Annotated in this window: 20 protein-coding genes and 1 pseudogene; 9 read left to right on the top strand and 12 right to left on the bottom strand. The window is 65.3% G+C overall.

Annotated elements, in window-relative coordinates; all coding sequences use genetic code 11:
* Positions 1–29: 29 nt before the first annotated feature.
* Positions 30–215 carry a hypothetical protein gene (locus ACVI1L_RS32785; RefSeq protein ID WP_016840754.1) on the bottom strand — a complete coding sequence of 62 codons (186 nt, stop codon included), beginning with the start codon at positions 213–215 and terminating at the stop codon, positions 30–32.
* A 128-nt stretch (positions 216–343) separates the two neighbouring features.
* Here ACVI1L_RS32785 and ACVI1L_RS32780 point away from each other — a divergent pair, with 128 nt between their 5' ends.
* Complete coding sequence (locus tag ACVI1L_RS32780) at positions 344–1072, top strand: class I SAM-dependent methyltransferase (protein WP_456784768.1); 729 nt, start codon at positions 344–346, stop codon at positions 1070–1072.
* A 104-nt stretch (positions 1073–1176) separates the two neighbouring features.
* Here ACVI1L_RS32780 and ACVI1L_RS32775 read toward each other — a convergent pair whose 3' ends face one another.
* The 3 genes from ACVI1L_RS32775 to ACVI1L_RS32765 all read right to left on the bottom strand — a co-directional run bounded on the left by ACVI1L_RS32775 (position 1177) and on the right by ACVI1L_RS32765 (position 2686).
* Positions 1177–1383 (bottom strand): hypothetical protein, encoded by a 207-nt coding sequence (locus tag ACVI1L_RS32775; RefSeq protein WP_057019948.1) that lies wholly within the window; start codon positions 1381–1383, stop codon positions 1177–1179.
* Positions 1384–1487: 104 nt separating this feature from the next.
* Positions 1488–1712 (bottom strand): hypothetical protein, encoded by a 225-nt coding sequence (locus ACVI1L_RS32770; protein ID WP_456784767.1) that lies wholly within the window; start codon positions 1710–1712, stop codon positions 1488–1490.
* A 392-nt stretch (positions 1713–2104) separates the two neighbouring features.
* Positions 2105–2686: a septal ring lytic transglycosylase RlpA family protein gene (locus ACVI1L_RS32765; protein ID WP_143271147.1), complete on the bottom strand. Its 582-nt coding sequence runs from the start codon at positions 2684–2686 to the stop codon at positions 2105–2107.
* A gap of 379 nt (positions 2687–3065) precedes the next feature.
* Between ACVI1L_RS32765 and ACVI1L_RS32760 the strand changes: the two genes are divergently transcribed.
* The gene (locus ACVI1L_RS32760; RefSeq protein ID WP_456784766.1) at positions 3066–4142 is read left to right on the top strand and encodes a hypothetical protein; all 1077 of its coding nucleotides are present in this window, start codon (positions 3066–3068) and stop codon (positions 4140–4142) included.
* A gap of 75 nt (positions 4143–4217) precedes the next feature.
* On the opposite strand, the gene ACVI1L_RS32755 is transcribed toward ACVI1L_RS32760, so the two are convergent.
* Entirely contained in the window at positions 4218–4847 is a 630-nt protein-coding gene (locus tag ACVI1L_RS32755) for a L,D-transpeptidase (protein WP_016843930.1), read from the bottom strand.
* A gap of 175 nt (positions 4848–5022) precedes the next feature.
* Here ACVI1L_RS32755 and ACVI1L_RS32750 point away from each other — a divergent pair, with 175 nt between their 5' ends.
* The gene (locus ACVI1L_RS32750) at positions 5023–5406 is read left to right on the top strand and encodes a hypothetical protein (protein ID WP_016843931.1); all 384 of its coding nucleotides are present in this window, start codon (positions 5023–5025) and stop codon (positions 5404–5406) included.
* Positions 5407–5491: 85 nt separating this feature from the next.
* Here ACVI1L_RS32750 and ACVI1L_RS32745 read toward each other — a convergent pair whose 3' ends face one another.
* A complete protein-coding gene (locus ACVI1L_RS32745; protein ID WP_456784765.1) occupies positions 5492–6274 on the bottom strand; it encodes an SDR family NAD(P)-dependent oxidoreductase in 783 nt (260 codons plus the stop codon).
* A gap of 34 nt (positions 6275–6308) precedes the next feature.
* Complete coding sequence (locus ACVI1L_RS32740) at positions 6309–6899, bottom strand: NADPH-dependent FMN reductase (protein WP_057019944.1); 591 nt, start codon at positions 6897–6899, stop codon at positions 6309–6311.
* A gap of 196 nt (positions 6900–7095) precedes the next feature.
* Between ACVI1L_RS32740 and ACVI1L_RS32735 the strand changes: the two genes are divergently transcribed.
* Together ACVI1L_RS32735 and ACVI1L_RS32730 are read left to right on the top strand one after the other, a co-directional pair.
* The gene (locus tag ACVI1L_RS32735) at positions 7096–7347 is read left to right on the top strand and encodes a hypothetical protein (RefSeq protein WP_057019943.1); all 252 of its coding nucleotides are present in this window, start codon (positions 7096–7098) and stop codon (positions 7345–7347) included.
* Between the two features lie 164 nt (positions 7348–7511).
* Complete coding sequence (locus ACVI1L_RS32730) at positions 7512–9593, top strand: methyl-accepting chemotaxis protein (protein ID WP_456784764.1); 2082 nt, start codon at positions 7512–7514, stop codon at positions 9591–9593.
* A 149-nt stretch (positions 9594–9742) separates the two neighbouring features.
* Here ACVI1L_RS32730 and ACVI1L_RS32725 read toward each other — a convergent pair whose 3' ends face one another.
* The gene (locus tag ACVI1L_RS32725; RefSeq protein ID WP_310884735.1) at positions 9743–10906 is read right to left on the bottom strand and encodes an acyl-CoA dehydrogenase family protein; all 1164 of its coding nucleotides are present in this window, start codon (positions 10904–10906) and stop codon (positions 9743–9745) included.
* Positions 10907–11138: 232 nt separating this feature from the next.
* Positions 11139–11816, bottom strand: coding sequence for a nitroreductase (locus tag ACVI1L_RS32720; protein WP_310884736.1), 678 nt, complete (start codon positions 11814–11816; stop codon positions 11139–11141).
* Positions 11817–11966: 150 nt separating this feature from the next.
* On the opposite strand from ACVI1L_RS32720, the gene ACVI1L_RS32715 reads away from it, so the two are divergent.
* Entirely contained in the window at positions 11967–12215 is a 249-nt protein-coding gene (locus tag ACVI1L_RS32715) for a hypothetical protein (RefSeq protein WP_021079659.1), read from the top strand.
* Positions 12216–12341: 126 nt separating this feature from the next.
* Here ACVI1L_RS32715 and ACVI1L_RS32710 read toward each other — a convergent pair whose 3' ends face one another.
* On the bottom strand, positions 12342–12587 hold the full coding sequence (locus ACVI1L_RS32710; RefSeq protein WP_076832093.1) for a hypothetical protein: 246 nt from the start codon (positions 12585–12587) through the stop codon (positions 12342–12344).
* 71 nt (positions 12588–12658) lie between these two features.
* Positions 12659–13627 (bottom strand): AraC family transcriptional regulator, encoded by a 969-nt coding sequence (locus ACVI1L_RS32705; protein ID WP_168857006.1) that lies wholly within the window; start codon positions 13625–13627, stop codon positions 12659–12661.
* 312 nt (positions 13628–13939) lie between these two features.
* Between ACVI1L_RS32705 and ACVI1L_RS32700 the strand changes: the two genes are divergently transcribed.
* Genes ACVI1L_RS32700 through ACVI1L_RS32690 form a run of 3 tightly spaced genes read left to right on the top strand, consistent with a single transcriptional unit; the run spans position 13940 to position 15283 of the window.
* Complete coding sequence (locus tag ACVI1L_RS32700) at positions 13940–14734, top strand: DUF2336 domain-containing protein (protein ID WP_456784763.1); 795 nt, start codon at positions 13940–13942, stop codon at positions 14732–14734.
* A 4-nt stretch (positions 14735–14738) separates the two neighbouring features.
* Positions 14739–15041, top strand: a complete 303-nt coding sequence (locus tag ACVI1L_RS32695; RefSeq protein WP_057019938.1) for a PilZ domain-containing protein — start codon at positions 14739–14741, stop codon at positions 15039–15041.
* Positions 15042–15091: 50 nt separating this feature from the next.
* The gene (locus tag ACVI1L_RS32690) at positions 15092–15283 is read left to right on the top strand and encodes a hypothetical protein (protein WP_057019937.1); all 192 of its coding nucleotides are present in this window, start codon (positions 15092–15094) and stop codon (positions 15281–15283) included.
* 25 nt (positions 15284–15308) lie between these two features.
* Here ACVI1L_RS32690 and ACVI1L_RS32685 read toward each other — a convergent pair.
* Positions 15309–16184, bottom strand: a pseudogene (locus ACVI1L_RS32685) (MBL fold metallo-hydrolase).
* Between the last annotated feature and the right edge of the window lie 98 nt (positions 16185–16282).

Below are 16282 nucleotides of genomic sequence, written 5' to 3'. Positions count from 1 at the left end.
CGACGGCGGGGTCGCTGCCCCGCCCGCCGTCAGCTCTGATGCGGTCCGCGCATCATCTTCAGCGCGTCCTCGATATGGCGCCAGTCGCGCGCGTCGTCGGTCTCGCCCTTGCTCTCGCAAGCAACGGCGTTCTGCGCGGCCTGGGCGATCGCCTCCGGACCGTGCTTCAACAGCATCTGCCGCGCGATGGTGTGGATTTGCATCTCGGCTAACATGGCGCTCTCCTCGGCTGTCGACTGCTGACATCAGAAACCACTGAGCGCCGCGTCTGGTTCCAGCAGCGCGCCGGGCGCGACACAATCAGCGGTTCCCACACGGTGCGGCGGCGGTTACAGAAAGAGCCATGGCGCAGAACATCTACGACGATCCCGGCTTCTTCGCCGGCTACAGCCAGCTGCCGCGGCAGGTCCGCGGACTGCTCGGCGCGCCCGAATGGCCGGCGATCCGCGCCATGCTGCCCGATGTCGCGGGCAAGCGCGTGGTCGATCTCGGCTGCGGCTTCGGCTGGGTATCGCGCTGGATGCGCAAGCAAGGCGCATCCGACGTGCTCGGCATCGACCTCTCGCAGAACATGATCGCCCGCGCCGCGGCCATGACGCAGGATGCGGCGATCACCTACGAGATCGCCGACCTCGAGACGCTCGAGCTGCCGAAATCGACATTCGATCTCGCCTACTCCGCCCTCGCCTTCCACTACATCAGGGATTTCGATCGCCTGGCGCGCATGCTGTATCGCGCGCTGGTCCCGGAGGGGCATCTGGTCTTCACCGTCGAGCATCCGGTCTACATGGCGGCCGTCCATCCGGACTGGGGGCAGGACGTAGACGGCCGCAAGACCTGGCCGGTCAACCGCTACTTCATCGAAGGCGAACGCCGGACCGACTGGTATGTGAAGGGCGTGCTGAAATATCACCGCACCATCGGCACCACGCTCAACGTGTTGATCGGCGCCGGCTTCACGCTGCGCCATGTCGAGGAGTTCTGCCCGACGCGGGAGCAGGTCAAGGCCGCGCCCGAACTGGCCGACGAGCTCGAACGGCCGATGATGCTGCTTGTGTCAGCGCAACGCTAAAGCATGATCCGGAAAAGTGCGAAGCGGTTTTCCGAGGAGATCATGCTCTAACTGAAGGGCTAAAGCGCGATGAAGCTTCAACCCGAACTCATCGCGCTTTGGCGTTAAGCCGCGAGCAGCTTGTCGAACTCCTCGGGCGGGTATGATTTCCCGTCCTTGTCGGTGATCACCACCTGCCACCCTTCGCTCGCCCAGACCTTGGCCTTGGCGATGATGATGAAGGTGCTCTCGCGCTCGATCCTGACCGTTTCGTTCTCGCGTTCTGCGATCATCTTGTAGGCCAACGCTTGTCCCTCGCCGACTTGGTCCATCCGGCGTTTGTTGGCAGCGGCTTTGGGCCGGATTTCGCTGGGACTGTGACAATTTGGTGGAACCGCCGGCGCAGGATCCGCCAGCGCGCAACGTTCGGTCGCGCCTAGGCGAGCTTTCCCATCAAGGTCGGCATATCCAGCGCCAATGAGTTGACGCTGCGCGCGAATCGCATTTGCGGCCCCTCGAAGGTGCAGGTCACGGTGTCGCGAAACGCCGATTCCACGCAGGTCCAGGTCGTCACGAACGTGCGCAGGTCGCGCCAGCTGCCGCTCGCGACCACGCGCATCAGGTCGGGCTGGTACTCGTGATGCAGCTTGTTGCCAGTCATCGTCGCGGTGCCCTCGCGCGGCGCATCGAGGCCGACCTCGATCCGGTGCGTGCCTCTGCCGTCCTCGAGCGTGCGAAGCCGTCAGTTTCTTGATAGTTGTTTGGCATGGCCGCCCTCCAAAGCAGAACGGAGGTTATGGCGCCGGCTCGCCCTGTCGGCGCATGCGGCGCGCATGGCGGCCACAAGAAAAACCCCGCCCTGGAGGGACACCAAGGCGGGGAAGGTTCATTGGGTAGAAATCCACGCGCCTGGAAATGGAGAGCGCGGGGAAGTAGCGGCAACAATTCTATTTGCCGCCGTCATTCGGACAACAGGATTAAAGCGCGCGCAACGCCGGGACTTTTTCCCGATCGAGCTGGCAAAAATCCCGGACCTCGCCTGTGCGGCGCGGTTCACTGCACCACGTCGAGCCTGACATTCGTGATGCCCTTGCCGATCATGCCGAGCGATTGCGCCGCAGAATGCGAGACGTCGACGATGCGCCCGGGGACGTAGGGTCCGCGGTCATTGACGCGCACGGTGACCGAACGACCGCTCTTGACGTCGGTCACGCGCAGCTTGGTGCCGAATGGCAATGTCGGATGCGCGGCGGTCAACTCGCGCCCGTCGAACTTCTCGCCGCTCGCGGTCGGCTGCTCCTCGCTGTAGAAGCTCGCGACGCCCTGCGACGCAATCTTGGTGTGGCCGGTCCTGCGCGAGGCATACGGCGTATGCTTGCGCGCCGTGGCGACACGTGTGCGTGTCGCAGAGGACGCAGCCCGCGTCGGTTCGATCGACGCAGGCCGGCTCGCTAGCGCCTGTGAGCGCTGGCTGACAACGGAGGACTGCGCGCACGCCGCGAGCGACGCCGCGCCGATCATCACGGCAAGTAGCCGGAGCGGCTTTTGGGCATGCGCAAACGGGATCGGGGCCGCAGCACCATGCGCGCTGCATTTGACGCCGACGTACGAGTTGACTGCATCGTCGCGTGACATGTTGCACCCCCAACTTGCGCCCCCAGCCCAAGCCGAAAATCCAACGGCCTATCAGCCGAATCCAATCGGGGCGGAACGGTGGCGGAGCACGGTCGGAGGTGCCGGACGCCATGCGATTTGCCCTCGGGTGTGGTGGATGCGCCACACAACCCAGGGAGCTTTCATCCGGAATGCGGTAGGGGCGCTGCGCGAGAGGCCGTGGACGTTCGTGCGCTTCGTCCCCGGCTTGGGTTCCCGAAACTCCCCAACCTCTCCACCCTCTCGCCTTGCTTTGGTCAAACCGGACTGGAGTCGTGGGGACAGGGTCAGGGGTCAATACAGAGCGTAAATTTGCCGGCCGCCCATTTGCGGTTGACCTTGGAATGAAACGGGGACCGCCATGCAATCGACACTGAAAGACGCAGATCCACACGATATTTTCGCGATCGAACCCAGCTTCGCTCCGGTACGCCCGGACAACGCCGCTGCGCCTGCCGGAAGGGCAGCGCCGGGGCAACGCGAGCCCTATTTCGGCTCGAGCCTCGCGCCTTCGTCCACACCCCCGGTCGCGGCCGTCGCCTCGGTGCCGCCGGTCACGACAATGTCAGTAGCGGCCGAGCCGGCCTATAGCGCGCCAAGCCATGACGGCCGACTGGACGACATCAGATTGGACCGCGCGCCGCGCCCCACCAGCAAATGGGCGATCCGCGCCTTCTGGTTCTGCTTCGCGATCGCTGGCGCCATGGGCACCGCGGCGTGGCAGCACTACGGCGATCGCGCCAAGCAGATCGCCGCCGAGTGGGCGCCTCAGATCGCTGCACTGACTTCGCTGATCCCAGGCAAGGCAGCCTCCGCCTCGGATCAGGTGAGTGCGCCGCCAGCACCGGCGGCGACAGCCGATCAGGCGGCAGCTGAAGCTGCACCGGCCACTCCGCCACAGGACGTCGCCACGGCCGTGCCCGCCACGGCCGCGCCGGCGCCCGCCCCTGCCGCGGCACCGGCTGCCGCAGGAGCGCCGGTTGCGCCCGCTACCGCGGCGGCACCAGCCGCAGCGGCACCCGACCAGACGCAATTGCTGCAATCGATGGCGCGCGATCTCGCGTCGATGGGACAGCAGATCGAGCAGTTGAAGACCAGCATCGATCAGCTCAAGGCCGGCCAGGATCAGTTGGCACAGCGCGTCGCTAAGACGACCGAGACCAGGGCCGTCGAGCCGCGGCCGGTCGCTCCGCCGCGCCCGCGCGCCGCGGTCACGCCGCAGGCGGCGCCGCATGCCGCCGTTGCGCCGCCGCCGGTGCGCCGGCCGGCGCAGGCCTATATCCCGCCGCCTCCACCGCCCGCTTCAGCAGCACCGCTGCCGGCTCCCGCCGCCGCCCCGCAGGCGGTTGCGGCACCGCGGCCGGTGCAGCAGCAGTCCTCGGTTGTTGACGCGGATGATGGCGGCCCGGTGGTTCGGCCGCCGATGCCGCTGCGCTGAAGCCTGACCGACCTTTAAAAAAGCTTGCGGCCGATCGCGATGACGCGATCGGCCGCAATACACTTTGTATTCGAATTACGCGCTCTGTCCCGGCGGCAGAACGACCACGGTCGCGCCCGGCTTGACCCGCTGATAAAGGTCGATCACGTCGCCATTGGTCATGCGAATGCAGCCCGACGAGATCGCCTGCCCGATATATTCGGGCTGGTTGGTGCCATGTATGCGATACAGCGTGTCCTTGTTGCCCTGGTAGAGGTAGATGCCGCGGGCGCCGAGCGGATTGGCCGGTCCACCGGCGACACGCTTCGGATACGGCCCGAGCCGCTCCTGGATATCCTGGGTCGGAACCCAATCCGGCCATTCGGCCAGGCGGCCGACGGTGGCGACGCCGGAGAAGGCCATCGCCTCCTCGCCGACGGCGACGCCGTAACGGATCGCCTTGCCGCCGGGCAGCACGTAATAGAGGTAGCGCGCGTCGGTATCGACCAGGATCGAGCCCGGCTGCTCCCGACGGGTGTACTCGACAATGTGCCGCTGGAACTGCTGCGGGATCTTGGCATCCGCATAGGGCGGATGCGCCAGCAATTGCCGATCGCGCGACGTCATCGCGACATCCGTCGCCGGCGACAGCGTCGCCTGCATGCAGCCGCCAAGCGCAAGCGATCCCACCAGCACCGCAGCAAGCCCCAACTTTGACACGATCATTCTCCCCTGCGTCAACTTGTGCCACATGCTGCCGAAATCGTGCTCAAATCGTGGCAGCGCAGGTTGGAACACGTCCGTTTGATCGGTTCTTTCCGTGAGTGTGTCCTGGCGGTTGCACTCGGTTCCCTTGGACGCTAGCTTCACAAAAAACGTCCAAAACCTCCGGAGGAAATTCATGCGTTACGCCCTGCTGATCGGCGGCCTGATTGTCGCAGCAACCCCTGCCCATGCCGATCCGCGCGCGGCCTATGTCACGATGGTGCTGCAGGCCTTCGCCGCCAAGGTCGAGTGCCCCGGCACCGATCTGGTCTATCAGGACCTCGTGCAGCGGGCGCAGGACATGCATCTGCCCGACGGCACCACCGAGAAGGTGCGCAAGGCGATCGCCTTCATGCATACCGGCGGCAAGATGGGCGAGAAGCAGGCCGACGACCTGATGACGGAAGTCGCGATCGCAACCCAGACCACCGACCTCGATCAGCGCCGCGCCGGCAGCATGACGACCTGGTGCCAGGACCAGAAGACGCGGCTCGCGGGTTACATCAGGACGAAGGAATAGAACGCGTTTTCGAGCGAAGCCTGTCCCGCACTTGATGCGGGATGGGCACCGGTTCGCGTGAAGAAAACGCGTCAGACAAGAATCCTCAATCGAGCTCCGGCGGCGCGAACCAGTTGGTCAGCGACAGGCCGCCGTCGACCACGATCGACGCCCCGGTGACGTAACCCGAGAGCTTGTGCGAGAGCACGGCAAGCGCCATCGGCGCCAGATCGTCCGCCTGGCCAAGCCGCCCGAGCGGAATGTGCTTTGCCAGCGCGGGATCGGCGACGAAGCCGCCGGCCGCGATCGCGCCGGGCACCAGCGCATTGACGCGGATGCCATAGCGGCCCCAGCTCTTGGCAAGCTCCTTCACCAGCATCGCCATGCCGGCCTTCGTGGTCGAGTAATGCGGCAGGTTGCGCGGCGTGCCGGCATGCAGCGAGGTGAGCAGCAGGAACGAGCCCGGCGTCTTCGCCGCGATCAGCCTGCGCGCCAGTTCACGCGACAAATGAAAGCCGGCATCGAGATTGACCGCATGCATCTGCCGCCAGGTCTCTTCGTCGACGGCCATCGCATGATCGGCTTCGCGGCGCGGCGGCGAAGCACTGTGGACGAAATGGGTGACCTGTCCGAGCGAGGCTTGCGCATGCGCCAGCAGGGCGTCGCACGCCGCGCGCTGCGCGAGATCGCCGACCCAGCCGACTGCGAGTTCGGGACGCGGCGCGGCCTTGATCGCCGCCAGAACCCTGTCCTCATGCAGATCGGCAAACACCGTCCGCACACCTTCGCCGACCAGGGCCTGCGCAATGGCGCGGCCGATGCCGTTGCCCGCGCCGGTCACCAGGGCTGTCTCGCGCGCGGGATCGAACGGCGATGTGAAGAGGCTCATGATCGCGAAACTCCCGGGATTGGCAGACCTGCGCTCAGTAGGGCGGCGCCTTGCGCGCCCGCTGTGCCTTGGCGGCTTCGATCCACCAGGAAAAATCCTCGGCAAAGCGCGGAAAGGCGCGTTCGAGCGCCTTGCCGCCCTCGCCGATCGGCTTGCCCTCGGCCGACAGCGTCTGCGCGATCGGCCCCGCACCGATCGTGCTCGATACCACCACCATGCCCATCTCGGACAGCGTACCGTGCCAGGCGGTCGCGGCACGCACGCCGGCGAACCGCCCGGCCGAATAGCTTGCGATCGCCGCGGGACGCCAGAACCATTCCTCGAGGAAATGGTCGGTCAGGTTCTTCAGCCCGGGCTGAATGCCCCAATTGTATTCGCCGGTGACGAACAGGAAGCCGTCGGCGTCGCGGATTTTTCCGGCGAGCGTTTCGAGCACGGCCGGCGCCTGCCCCTTGGGATGTTCCTTGTACATCCGGTCGAGCATCGGCAGGCCGACCTCCTTGGCATCGATCAACTCGACATCGTTGCCGCGGGCACGAAGACCGTCGACGACGAAGTGTGCCAGCCGGATGCCCATGCGATCCGAGCGGTAGGAGCCGTAGAACACGAGAATGCGGTGGGTCATGACAAGCCGATCCTAGCACGCTGCGGCAACAGCGTCCTGCGGTGCGGCGCGCGGCCAGCCGCCTCGCGCAAGTGTTAACCGGCATTCCGGCTCGCTTCGCCGGCATTAAGCAATTCGTCGCAGGCCCTTCGCCGTGGCCAAAAATCGCCAGATTTGTTTTCTGGATATGTTTTCGCTTCGAGAAGGAGGAACCGACATGCGGATCGCAAAGCTGGTTTTCGCAGGCTCGCTCGCAGCCATCGCCGCCGTTGCCACGCCCGCGCTGGGCAAGAGTACCGAGCGGCAGAAGGCCGACGACAAATCCACGACCACCACTTCGTCCGGCTGCCAGGCCTATCAGCAGGCCGCCGATGGCACCTGGAACCAACTCCCCTGCGGCGAAGCGGGCTCGAACGGCGCCACCCAGCACCGCCCCGCGGCCAAGGGCGCTGACGACGACGAGCACTGACGTGTCACGCCCGCCGCCACGCGCGGCCGGGCGACGCGGCGCCTTCGACTTTCGGACCAAACGGCCGGGGCCGTTGCGGCGGCTCCCGCATCATAAACCCAAGCTTAATGCACGCCCGCTACGGTTGAGGCCTCCCCTCTCTCGTCAAGAATGGCGCGCATCCCATGAAAATCGGTACTCTCCTGACGGCCGCGATCGTCTCATTGTCCGCGGTCGGTGGCGGACTGGCGGCCTATGTCGCGGTGACCAAGTACCAGACCATGGACAAGATCTCGACCGCGCAGAGCCGGCTCGAAATCGTCCGCGCCGTCGGCGACATCCCGCGCTACATGAACTCCGAACGCGGCATGTCCACCAACCTCTTGTTCAGCACCGGTGCGATCGACCAGAAGCAGATCACCGATCTCGACAAGCTGCGCAAGCTGACCGACGGCGCGCTCGCCAAGGTCAATCAGGTCCGCGCCACGCTGCCCGGCTCGCTCGACGACGGCGAAGCGGTTGCGAGCGCGATCGATGCGCTGAAGGCCAAGTTCGTCGCGCTCCGCGACGCGATCGAGAAGGCGATCGCAGGTCCGGTCGATGCCCGCCGTCCGGCGGCAACCAAGATCGTCGCCGACAACTCCGTCTTCAACGCCGGCGTCACCGTGCTGCTCGACGAGCAGGTGCGCCGCCTCGCCGGCCTTGACGGCAACGCCTACCGCCAGGCCAGCTACGCCAATGTCGCCTGGACGCTGCGCGACACCGGCGGCCTCAATGCCAGCTTGCACAAGGCGCTGGTCGGCGCCAAGCGCGTCGCGACCGAACAGGAAAAGCTGGAGCTGTTCCGCAGCACCGGCCGCACCGAGCAGATCCTCTCGACGCTGCAGGAGTTGCGCAACAATCCGGCGACATCAGCCAATGTCCTGACGGCGCTGGGCAAGATGCAGGCCGACTATGTCGAGCGTTTCGGCAAGGCGCTGAAGCTCGCCAAGGAAGGCGCGATCTCCGGCAAGTATGAGCAAGACGTCGAGACCTATTACGCCGAATCCCAGATCGGCCTCGCCTCCATCATCACCGTGCGCGACGCATTCTACGAGAATGCCGAGCAAGGCCTTGCGGGCGCCTATTCGTCGGCGCGCTTCAGCTTCGTGGTGGCGCTGATCGGGCTGCTCGCGGTCGTTGCCGTCAGTGCCGGCCTGATCGTCATGGTCCGCCGCCGCATCCTCAACCCGATCGCGGCCCTCACCGGCCGGATGTCGCGTCTTGCCGCGGGCGAAGTTGCCGAGACGATCCCGGGCGCCGCGCGCAAGGACGAGATCGGCGCGATGGCCGCCGCCGTGCAGGTGTTTAAGGACAACAAGATCGAAGCCGATCGCCTCGCCGCCGAGAAGGAAGCCGAGAACGACGTCAAGATGCGCCGCGCCCGCGTGCTCGACGACCTGACCCGCACCTTCGAAGCCAAGGTCACCGAGCTGGTCGGCGGATTGTCCGCGGCATCCTCGGTGATGGAGGAGACGGCGCAATCGATGTCGGACACCGCCGCCGCCACCAACCGCCAGGCCGCAATCGTCGCCGCGGCGTCCGATCAGACCTCGACCAACGTGCAGACGGTGGCGAGCGCCACCGAGGAGCTGACCTCCTCGATTTCGGAGATCGCCCGCCAGGTCGCGACCTCGACCGAGATCGCCGCGCGCGCGGTCGACCATGCCCGGCGCACCGGCGACACCGCGCGCTCGCTGGCCGAGGGCGCGCAGAAGATCGGCGACGTCGTGACGCTGATCCAGAGCATCGCGGCACAGACCAATCTGCTCGCGCTCAACGCCACCATCGAGGCGGCCCGCGCCGGCGAGGCCGGCCGCGGCTTTGCCGTGGTCGCGTCCGAGGTGAAGTCGCTGGCCGGCCAGACCGCGAAGGCAACCACGGAGATCTCCGAACAGATCACCGCGATCCAGACCGCGAGCGACGAGACCGTGACGGCGATCCGGAGCGTCATCGACGTCATCACCGAGATCGACCAGATCGGCACCGCGATTGCCGCCGCGATCGAGGAACAGGGCTCGGCGACCAAGGAGATCTCGCGCAGTGTTCAGGAAGCCGCGCGCGGCACGCAGGAGGTCAATTCCAACATCTCCGGCGTGCAGCGCGCCGCCGACGACACCGGCGGCGCCGCGAACCAGGTGCTGGGCGCGGCCGAACAGCTCTCGACGCAGTCCAAGGACCTCGCCGGCCAGGTCAACCGCTTCCTGTCCGACGTGCGAGCCGCGTAATCGAGAGCACGTGGCGACCACGTGGCAGGTTTTCTCCTCGTCATTGCGAGGAGCGACAGCGACGAAGCAATCCATGTCTCCACTGCGGCACGATGGATTGCTTCGCTTGCGCTCGCAATGACGGGTTTGCTTGAGGGCCGCGCGCCCTGCTAGCCGCCGCGCAGGCCGAGCACGCGGCGGGCAATCGCCTGGCGATGCACCTCGCTCGGCCCTTCGTAGACCCGCATCAGGCGCGCCTTCTGCCACAGCGCGTTCAGCGGCAATTCCAGCGTCACGCCGAGCGCGCCGAGCGTCTGCATGGCGTGGTCGCAGGCGTCATAGGCCATCTCGGTCGCGAACACCTTGATCATCGAGGCCTCGTGGCGGATGTCCTCGCCGCGGTCGGTCTTGTCGGCGGCCTCGCGCACCATCAGCCGGCACGCATGCATGCGCGTGGAAATATCGGCGATCCACCACTGGATCGCCTGGCGCTCGGCGAGCTTGACGCCGAACGTCTCGCGCTGTTTGGCGTGCTCGCACATCATGTCGAGCGCACGCTTGGTGATGCCGACGCAGGTCGATCCCATCTCCAGCCGCCGCGTGCGCAGCCGCAGCTGCATCGGCGCATAGCCCTTGCCGACCTCGCCCAGCACGGAGTCCTTCGGGATGCGGCAATCCTCGAACACGATCTCATAGGTCGAGCCGCCGCCGACCATCGGAATCTCGCGCTCGATGATGAAGCCCGCCGTGCCCTTCTCGACGATGAAGGAGGTGATGCCGCCCTGGCGCTGATCGTTGCCGACCCGCGCCATCACGATGATGAAGTCGGCGGCGCGCGCATTGCTGATCCAGATCTTGCGGCCGTTGAGCACCCACTGTTCGCCTTCGAGCACCGCGCGCGTCTTCATGCCCGCGGGATCGCCGCCGGCTCCGGGCTCGGAGATCGCGATCGCCGAGGCCATCCGGCCTTCGATATAGGGCTGCAGATATTTCTTCTTCTGCGCGTCGGTACCGACCGCCTGCAGCATGCGCAGGTTCGGCGAGTCCGGCGGCAGCACGAACGGCACGCAACTGCGGCCGAGTTCTTCGTGCACCGCAGCCATCGTGCGCGTCGGCAGGTCGTGGCCACCGAGATCCTCGGGCGCATCGAGGCCCCAGAGGCCGAGCTCCTTCGAGACGTCGCGCAGCCGCTTGCGCTGTTCCGACGTGAACTCGGGGTGATCGCTGCCGGGCAGCTTCGATTTTAGATAGTGCGGCTCGAGCGGGATCAGTTCGCGATCGACGAATCTCGCGACGGTCTCGCGGATCATAGCTGTCTGTTCATCGTCGCTCATCTGGGATTCCTCGCCCGCGCTGTTGTGCTTCAAAAAACCAGTAGCGCATTTTTTACCGGCGAGAATAGCGGAAACGCGCAGCCGTGCTCACGCTCGCGCGATGGTTTCACGGCGCGGAATTCAATATCCCGCGGCGTGGTCGGCGCGTACGCAAATGCGCCGGACACGCCCGTGCATCGCGCAACCGAGCGTGCCGCACGAGGTTGTTCCCCTGAGCAAGCGAACGACGCGGCTAATCGGCAAAGCCGACGTAGCGGACAAAATCGTTGTTGGCCTCGCGGTCGGAGCGTACCGCATTGGCGGCAAAGCTGTCGTCGGGATAGCCCATCGCGACGCAGGTCATGATCACCTCATCTTCCGGGATGTCGGCGACCTCGCGCACGATGTCGGAGCGCATGATGCCCTGGCCGTTGATCACGCTGCCAAGGCCGCGATCCCAGGCTGCCAGCACGATGCCGTAGCAGAGCGCGCCGAGATCGAAATGGCAGACCGCGCCCGGATCGAGGATCCGGTCGTAGGTCAGGACCAGCGACACCGGGGCGTCGAACTGGCGGAAGCCGCGAAGCACCCAGTCCTGCCGCATCGGCTTGTCGTCGCGGGCGATCCCCATCGCCCCGAACAGCTTCTTGGCGATGTCGACCTGGCGGCCGCGGTGCACGCCCTGGTATTCGCCATGGCCGACGATGTCGCGCTTCACCTTGGCACCGGCGACCATCTCTTCCATGTTGCGGCGGCGCACTTCCTCCAGCGGCGCCCCGGTCAGGACGTGGACGTGCCAGGGCTGGGTGTTCATCGAGGACGGCGCGCGCTTGGCCACCTCGATGATCTCCTCGACCGTCGCCCGCGACACCGGCTGCTTCTTGAACCCGCGCACGCTTTTGCGTGACTGTACCAGCGTCTCGAATTCCATTCCGCGCTTCCCCGATTTTGTTCCGCGCTGCGCGCGGAATTTCCTTGATCTGATCGGGGTATTTTATCGACAAAATCGGCCATGGGAACTTGATCGGGCCAAGAATCCCGTATCCAATCCGGCCACTGGTTTGGTTTAGGGAGAACCCAGATGAAGCGGATTTTCTTGGCGGCCGTGATCGCGACCTTTGCCGCCGGTTCGGCATTTGCACAGGACGCCTCCTGCGAGACGAAAGCCGTCGGCAAGGACGGCAAGCCGCTGGCCGGCGCGGCCAAGACCTCGTTCATGAAGAAGTGCACGACGGATGCCTGCGAGACCAAGGCGGTCGGCTCCGACGGCAAGAAGCTCGCCGGCGCGGCCAAGACCTCGTTCATGAAGAAGTGCCAGAGCGGCGCCTGAGCCCCTCGCCGACGCCTTTTCACCCCTCATCGGGACAGACTTCAATCGGGACAAACCATCGGGTCGCGCAGGGCGCGGCCCGAACGGCTATTGGCCGGTGGATCTCCCCTGATCGGCGGGCCGCCCTCAGAACGAGACGCCGACCCGCACGCCCCTGCTCCAAACCCGCCGGCAACGCTTCCGGGTGTTGCCATGAAACATTTCGAAACGTTCCGGCAACTGGGTCGGCTTGGCAAATTCCAGGCAGGCCCCGCCGGCGGAATAGTCCACCAGCCGGCACTCGATCAGCGGCGCCTTCGGTTCAAGCTGGAGCTTGACCACACTGGACACGCATCCGCTCGGACGAACACGCGCAAATCTCCGGGGATGCATTGCCGTCGCCTCTGGTGAAATCGTACCCACAGGCTCGTCGGCGGCCGTTAAGATTCCGTTCAGATCGATGGTTACGAACCGTGTCCGCGGGACGGATCGGCGCGGGTGGCGCCCGGACGGCGCGAGGCGGCCAGTGTTTCGGATGGCGCTTCCCCGAACTGCGACCGATAGCTGCGCGAAAAATCGCTCAAGTGCCAAAATCCGTAGGCCAGCGCGCACATCTTGACGCTGGGCGCACCGGCCAGCAGTTGCTGGCGCACCAGCCAGAGCCGGCGCAACCGCAAATAGCGATGCAGGCTGACGCCCCGGTAGCGCTGGATGGCGTCATGCAGCGTGCGCACCGACACGCCGATCTGCCTGGCCAGTTCGCCGCTGTAGATCGGGTGCGCCACGTCGCCTGCCAGAATTGCGCGCGCGTCGTTGAAGACCTTGAACTGGCGCGTCGTGTTGGCCCGCGTCGTCCACTTGGCCGGCACGATCTCGGCGAAGGCGTTGTCGATCGCCGCAAGCAGCGTCTCCTTGATCGACTCGCCGCTAGCGAACGGGGCATCCTCGGTCGGCTGCGAGGTCACGAGCAGGATGTGCCTCACCACTTCGCGCAGCCGATCCTGCGCGCGTTGAGAAATTTCGTGAATGCTGAAATGGAGACCCGCCTGCGGCCAGCCGCGGTCGACAATCTCCGGCGTAAACATCACCGAGGCATATTGGCGGGGCGTCTCCTCCACCGACGAGTAGAACGCGCCGCCGCCACCGAGCACAATGACCGCGCGATCGCGCTCGACGCCGTTGAAGCGAATCGGGACCCCGTCATCCATCGTGAAGCCGACCGCAGTGGTGTGCGGCGCAAGCTGTGCGTCGACGATCCGCGGAAAGGACTGCGTGTAGTTGAGCTCGCATCCCGGCAAACTCAGGATGACCTGCTCGGCCGAAATCTTCCGCGCGAGTGGCGTGAAATCAACATCCAGATTTCGGATCGAACTCCGAAATGCATCAACATCGTCAAAACGAAAGACTCTCGGCACCGGTAATGGCGCCGTCAAATGACCGCTCCCGTGAAATGCTCTTGAAAAATTGCGCGCGACGCGGCGCCTTGCGCGCCGGCCGCATCAATAAATTTCATGCACAAAATGCGAATCGTCCAATAGGTTCAATCAGGAAAAATGCGGTCCGTTCGTCGAACCGGACAATCCGCCAATGTAACGCGGCTGCCGAATTTCGATAGTCTTTAGCGAGATATCCACCGCCGCGATCGGCCCTCCCCATCAATTTCTATACCCCTATTAAAGATTCGAGGAGCAAATTGGCATCGGGAACGATGATGTTCCTCGTCGCGGACCATTTTAGAGACCGCAATGACAGTTATTGCCTCGCCCGATCTTATTGCCAAACTCGACCATGTCTTGAAAGCTGGCTCGCCCGACCTCCGCACGCGCATGCTGCAGGAGGTGGCCGGGTTGTTTCTCGAAGACGCTCACCGCCTCAGCGCGCACCACGTCGAGATGTTCGACGGCATCCTGGTCCGCCTGACCGAGAGCGTCGAACTGCGGACCCTGACCACGCTCAGCCGCTCGTTTGCCGATTTGCGCCTGGTGCCGCGGGAACTCGCGCGCCGTCTTGCCAACCATGACGACGCCGATGTCGCCGCTCCGATCCTGCGCAAATGCGAATGCCTCCCCGATGCCGACCTGATCGACATCGCCTGGATGCGGGCCGAGGGACACCTCTGCGCGATCGCAGGACGCAAGGCCGTCAATGCGGAGCTCACGGACATTCTCCTGATGCGAGGCGACAGCAGCGTGCTTCGAGTCCTCGCGCGCAATCCCGGCGCTGAACTGACCGGCGCGGGCCTCGCCATGATGGTCGATGCTGCCGAGCGCGACGACGACATCGCCGACGGATTGATCTCGCGCAAGGATCTACCTCGCCGCGTTCTTGCCGACCTCGTGATGCGGTCCACGCCGCGCCAGCAGGCCCGGCTGCTCAAGCTTGCGCGGCCCGATCTTCAGGACACGATCCGCGCCGCCATCGACGCCGGCGCAGCCCGCGCCTCCGCGACCCCACCAGCCACAATCGACGATGCGGAGGCGCGGGCCACGGTAACGACGAAGCGCTCCCGGGCAGGAAGCGCTCTCAGATCGTGCGAGTGATGCAATGACGTATGGCGACCGCAGGGCGGAACGCGTCAGGCTCGAGACGCGCTATCCTGTCAATCTCATGGGTGTCGACGGCACGTGGCGGCGGAGTTGCATCCTGCTCGACGTCTCGCAGAGCGGGGCCCGGCTCGAGGTCGACGGATCGCTCGATGTGCTGAAGGCCCAGGAGTTCTTCCTGGTGCTGTCCTCGCGTGGACTGGCCTTCCGCCGCTGCGAGCTCGTTCGCGTCGACGGTGCCGAGATCGGCGTGAGGTTCATCGAAGAGAGACGGCGAAAGGGACGCCCCGTCATTCCAAGGTGAGGATTGCAAAATGAGGATTGGCGCAACCGGCCCGAAGGGAAGTTGACGACATGACCGTACAGAGAGCGACCAACATCAGGGTATCGACCGCCTCCGCCGCACCGTTGCGCGGGACCATCGAGATCGACTGCGCCGGCAGCGTCGCGACGTTTGCGATCGACGAGGAAATGGCGCATCGCCTGTGCGCCGATCTGGAACGGTTTCTGACCCAGGTCCCGCGCCGGACCCGCGCAGCGCGGTGACCTTGAGCTACCGACTGTCGCGCGCCTACTCCCGCTTGAAGCGATAGTCGAAGCGATCGCCATCCGCCTTGATCAGGCCGACCGTCGGGGCCGGAAAATGGATCGGCAGGATCAGCGTGTCGGTCTCGGCAACGGAGGCAAAGAATTTCCGCCGCGATATCGCCGACTGCTTCGGGTCCCAATCGGGCTTGGCCGACCATTCCGGTTCGCGGCACTGGATTGCATGGTGCATCAGGTCTCCGGCGACCACCGCGCGCTGCCCCTTCGAGAAGATGTTGATGCAGCAATGGCAGGGCGAATGGCCCGGGGTCGGCGTCAGCGTCACGGTGTCGTCGAGCGCGTAGTCGTCGTCGACCAGGAGCGCCTACCCGGCCTCGACGATCGGCAGGCAATTGTCGCGGAACACCGTACCGGGCGGATTGGCGCCCTTGGCGTTCTCGGCCTCCCAGGCCGCATACTCGCCCTTGTGGAAGACGTATTTCGCGTGCGGGAAGGTCGGCACCCAGCGCCCGTCGCGCAGCGTCGTATTCCAGCCGGTGTGGTCGATGTGCAGATGGGTGCAGAACACATAATCGATCTGCTCATAGGAGATGCCGAGCGCGAACAGCTCGTTGCGCCAGCGCTCCTTGCCCGGGAAGTCGAACGGCGGCGGGTGGCCCTTGTCCTCGCCGGTGCAGGTATCGACCAGGATGGTGTAGCGCGGCGTCCGCACCACGAAGGTCTGATAGGTGATCACCATCATGCCGCGCGCGGCATCGAAGACCTCCGGCTCCATCGTCTTCAGATGATGCTTGAACACATCGTCGTTGTAGGTCGGGAAGAAATCCTGCGGCCGCCGCCACGGTCCTTCGCGCTCGATCACCGCGTCGATCGTGATGTCGCCGATCCTGATCTGCTTCATGGTTGTTTCGCTCCCGGTTTTTTGTAAAGCGTAGCGGGCGGCACCTCACCTCACAAGCCGAGCGCCGTGCAGCACGCCATGCGGCTTTGCATTGCTGG

It is taken from the genome of Bradyrhizobium sp. USDA 4516 (genome assembly GCF_054055915.1).
This window is presented reverse-complemented; position numbering and strand designations above follow the sequence as displayed.

Coding starts and splice junctions, on each gene's coding strand:
- ACVI1L_RS32785 (WP_016840754.1), bottom strand. CDS start 215: ATGTTAGCCGAGATGCAAATCCACACCATCGCGCGGCAGATGCTGTTG.
- ACVI1L_RS32780 (WP_456784768.1), top strand. CDS start 344: ATGGCGCAGAACATCTACGACGATCCCGGCTTCTTCGCCGGCTACAGC.
- ACVI1L_RS32775 (WP_057019948.1), bottom strand. CDS start 1,383: ATGGACCAAGTCGGCGAGGGACAAGCGTTGGCCTACAAGATGATCGCA.
- ACVI1L_RS32770 (WP_456784767.1), bottom strand. CDS start 1,712: ATGACTGGCAACAAGCTGCATCACGAGTACCAGCCCGACCTGATGCGC.
- ACVI1L_RS32765 (WP_143271147.1), bottom strand. CDS start 2,686: ATGTCACGCGACGATGCAGTCAACTCGTACGTCGGCGTCAAATGCAGC.
- ACVI1L_RS32760 (WP_456784766.1), top strand. CDS start 3,066: ATGCAATCGACACTGAAAGACGCAGATCCACACGATATTTTCGCGATC.
- ACVI1L_RS32755 (WP_016843930.1), bottom strand. CDS start 4,847: ATGATCGTGTCAAAGTTGGGGCTTGCTGCGGTGCTGGTGGGATCGCTT.
- ACVI1L_RS32750 (WP_016843931.1), top strand. CDS start 5,023: ATGCGTTACGCCCTGCTGATCGGCGGCCTGATTGTCGCAGCAACCCCT.
- ACVI1L_RS32745 (WP_456784765.1), bottom strand. CDS start 6,274: ATGAGCCTCTTCACATCGCCGTTCGATCCCGCGCGCGAGACAGCCCTG.
- ACVI1L_RS32740 (WP_057019944.1), bottom strand. CDS start 6,899: ATGACCCACCGCATTCTCGTGTTCTACGGCTCCTACCGCTCGGATCGC.
- ACVI1L_RS32735 (WP_057019943.1), top strand. CDS start 7,096: ATGCGGATCGCAAAGCTGGTTTTCGCAGGCTCGCTCGCAGCCATCGCC.
- ACVI1L_RS32730 (WP_456784764.1), top strand. CDS start 7,512: ATGAAAATCGGTACTCTCCTGACGGCCGCGATCGTCTCATTGTCCGCG.
- ACVI1L_RS32725 (WP_310884735.1), bottom strand. CDS start 10,906: ATGAGCGACGATGAACAGACAGCTATGATCCGCGAGACCGTCGCGAGA.
- ACVI1L_RS32720 (WP_310884736.1), bottom strand. CDS start 11,816: ATGGAATTCGAGACGCTGGTACAGTCACGCAAAAGCGTGCGCGGGTTC.
- ACVI1L_RS32715 (WP_021079659.1), top strand. CDS start 11,967: ATGAAGCGGATTTTCTTGGCGGCCGTGATCGCGACCTTTGCCGCCGGT.
- ACVI1L_RS32710 (WP_076832093.1), bottom strand. CDS start 12,587: ATGCATCCCCGGAGATTTGCGCGTGTTCGTCCGAGCGGATGCGTGTCC.
- ACVI1L_RS32700 (WP_456784763.1), top strand. CDS start 13,940: ATGACAGTTATTGCCTCGCCCGATCTTATTGCCAAACTCGACCATGTC.
- ACVI1L_RS32695 (WP_057019938.1), top strand. CDS start 14,739: ATGACGTATGGCGACCGCAGGGCGGAACGCGTCAGGCTCGAGACGCGC.
- ACVI1L_RS32690 (WP_057019937.1), top strand. CDS start 15,092: ATGACCGTACAGAGAGCGACCAACATCAGGGTATCGACCGCCTCCGCC.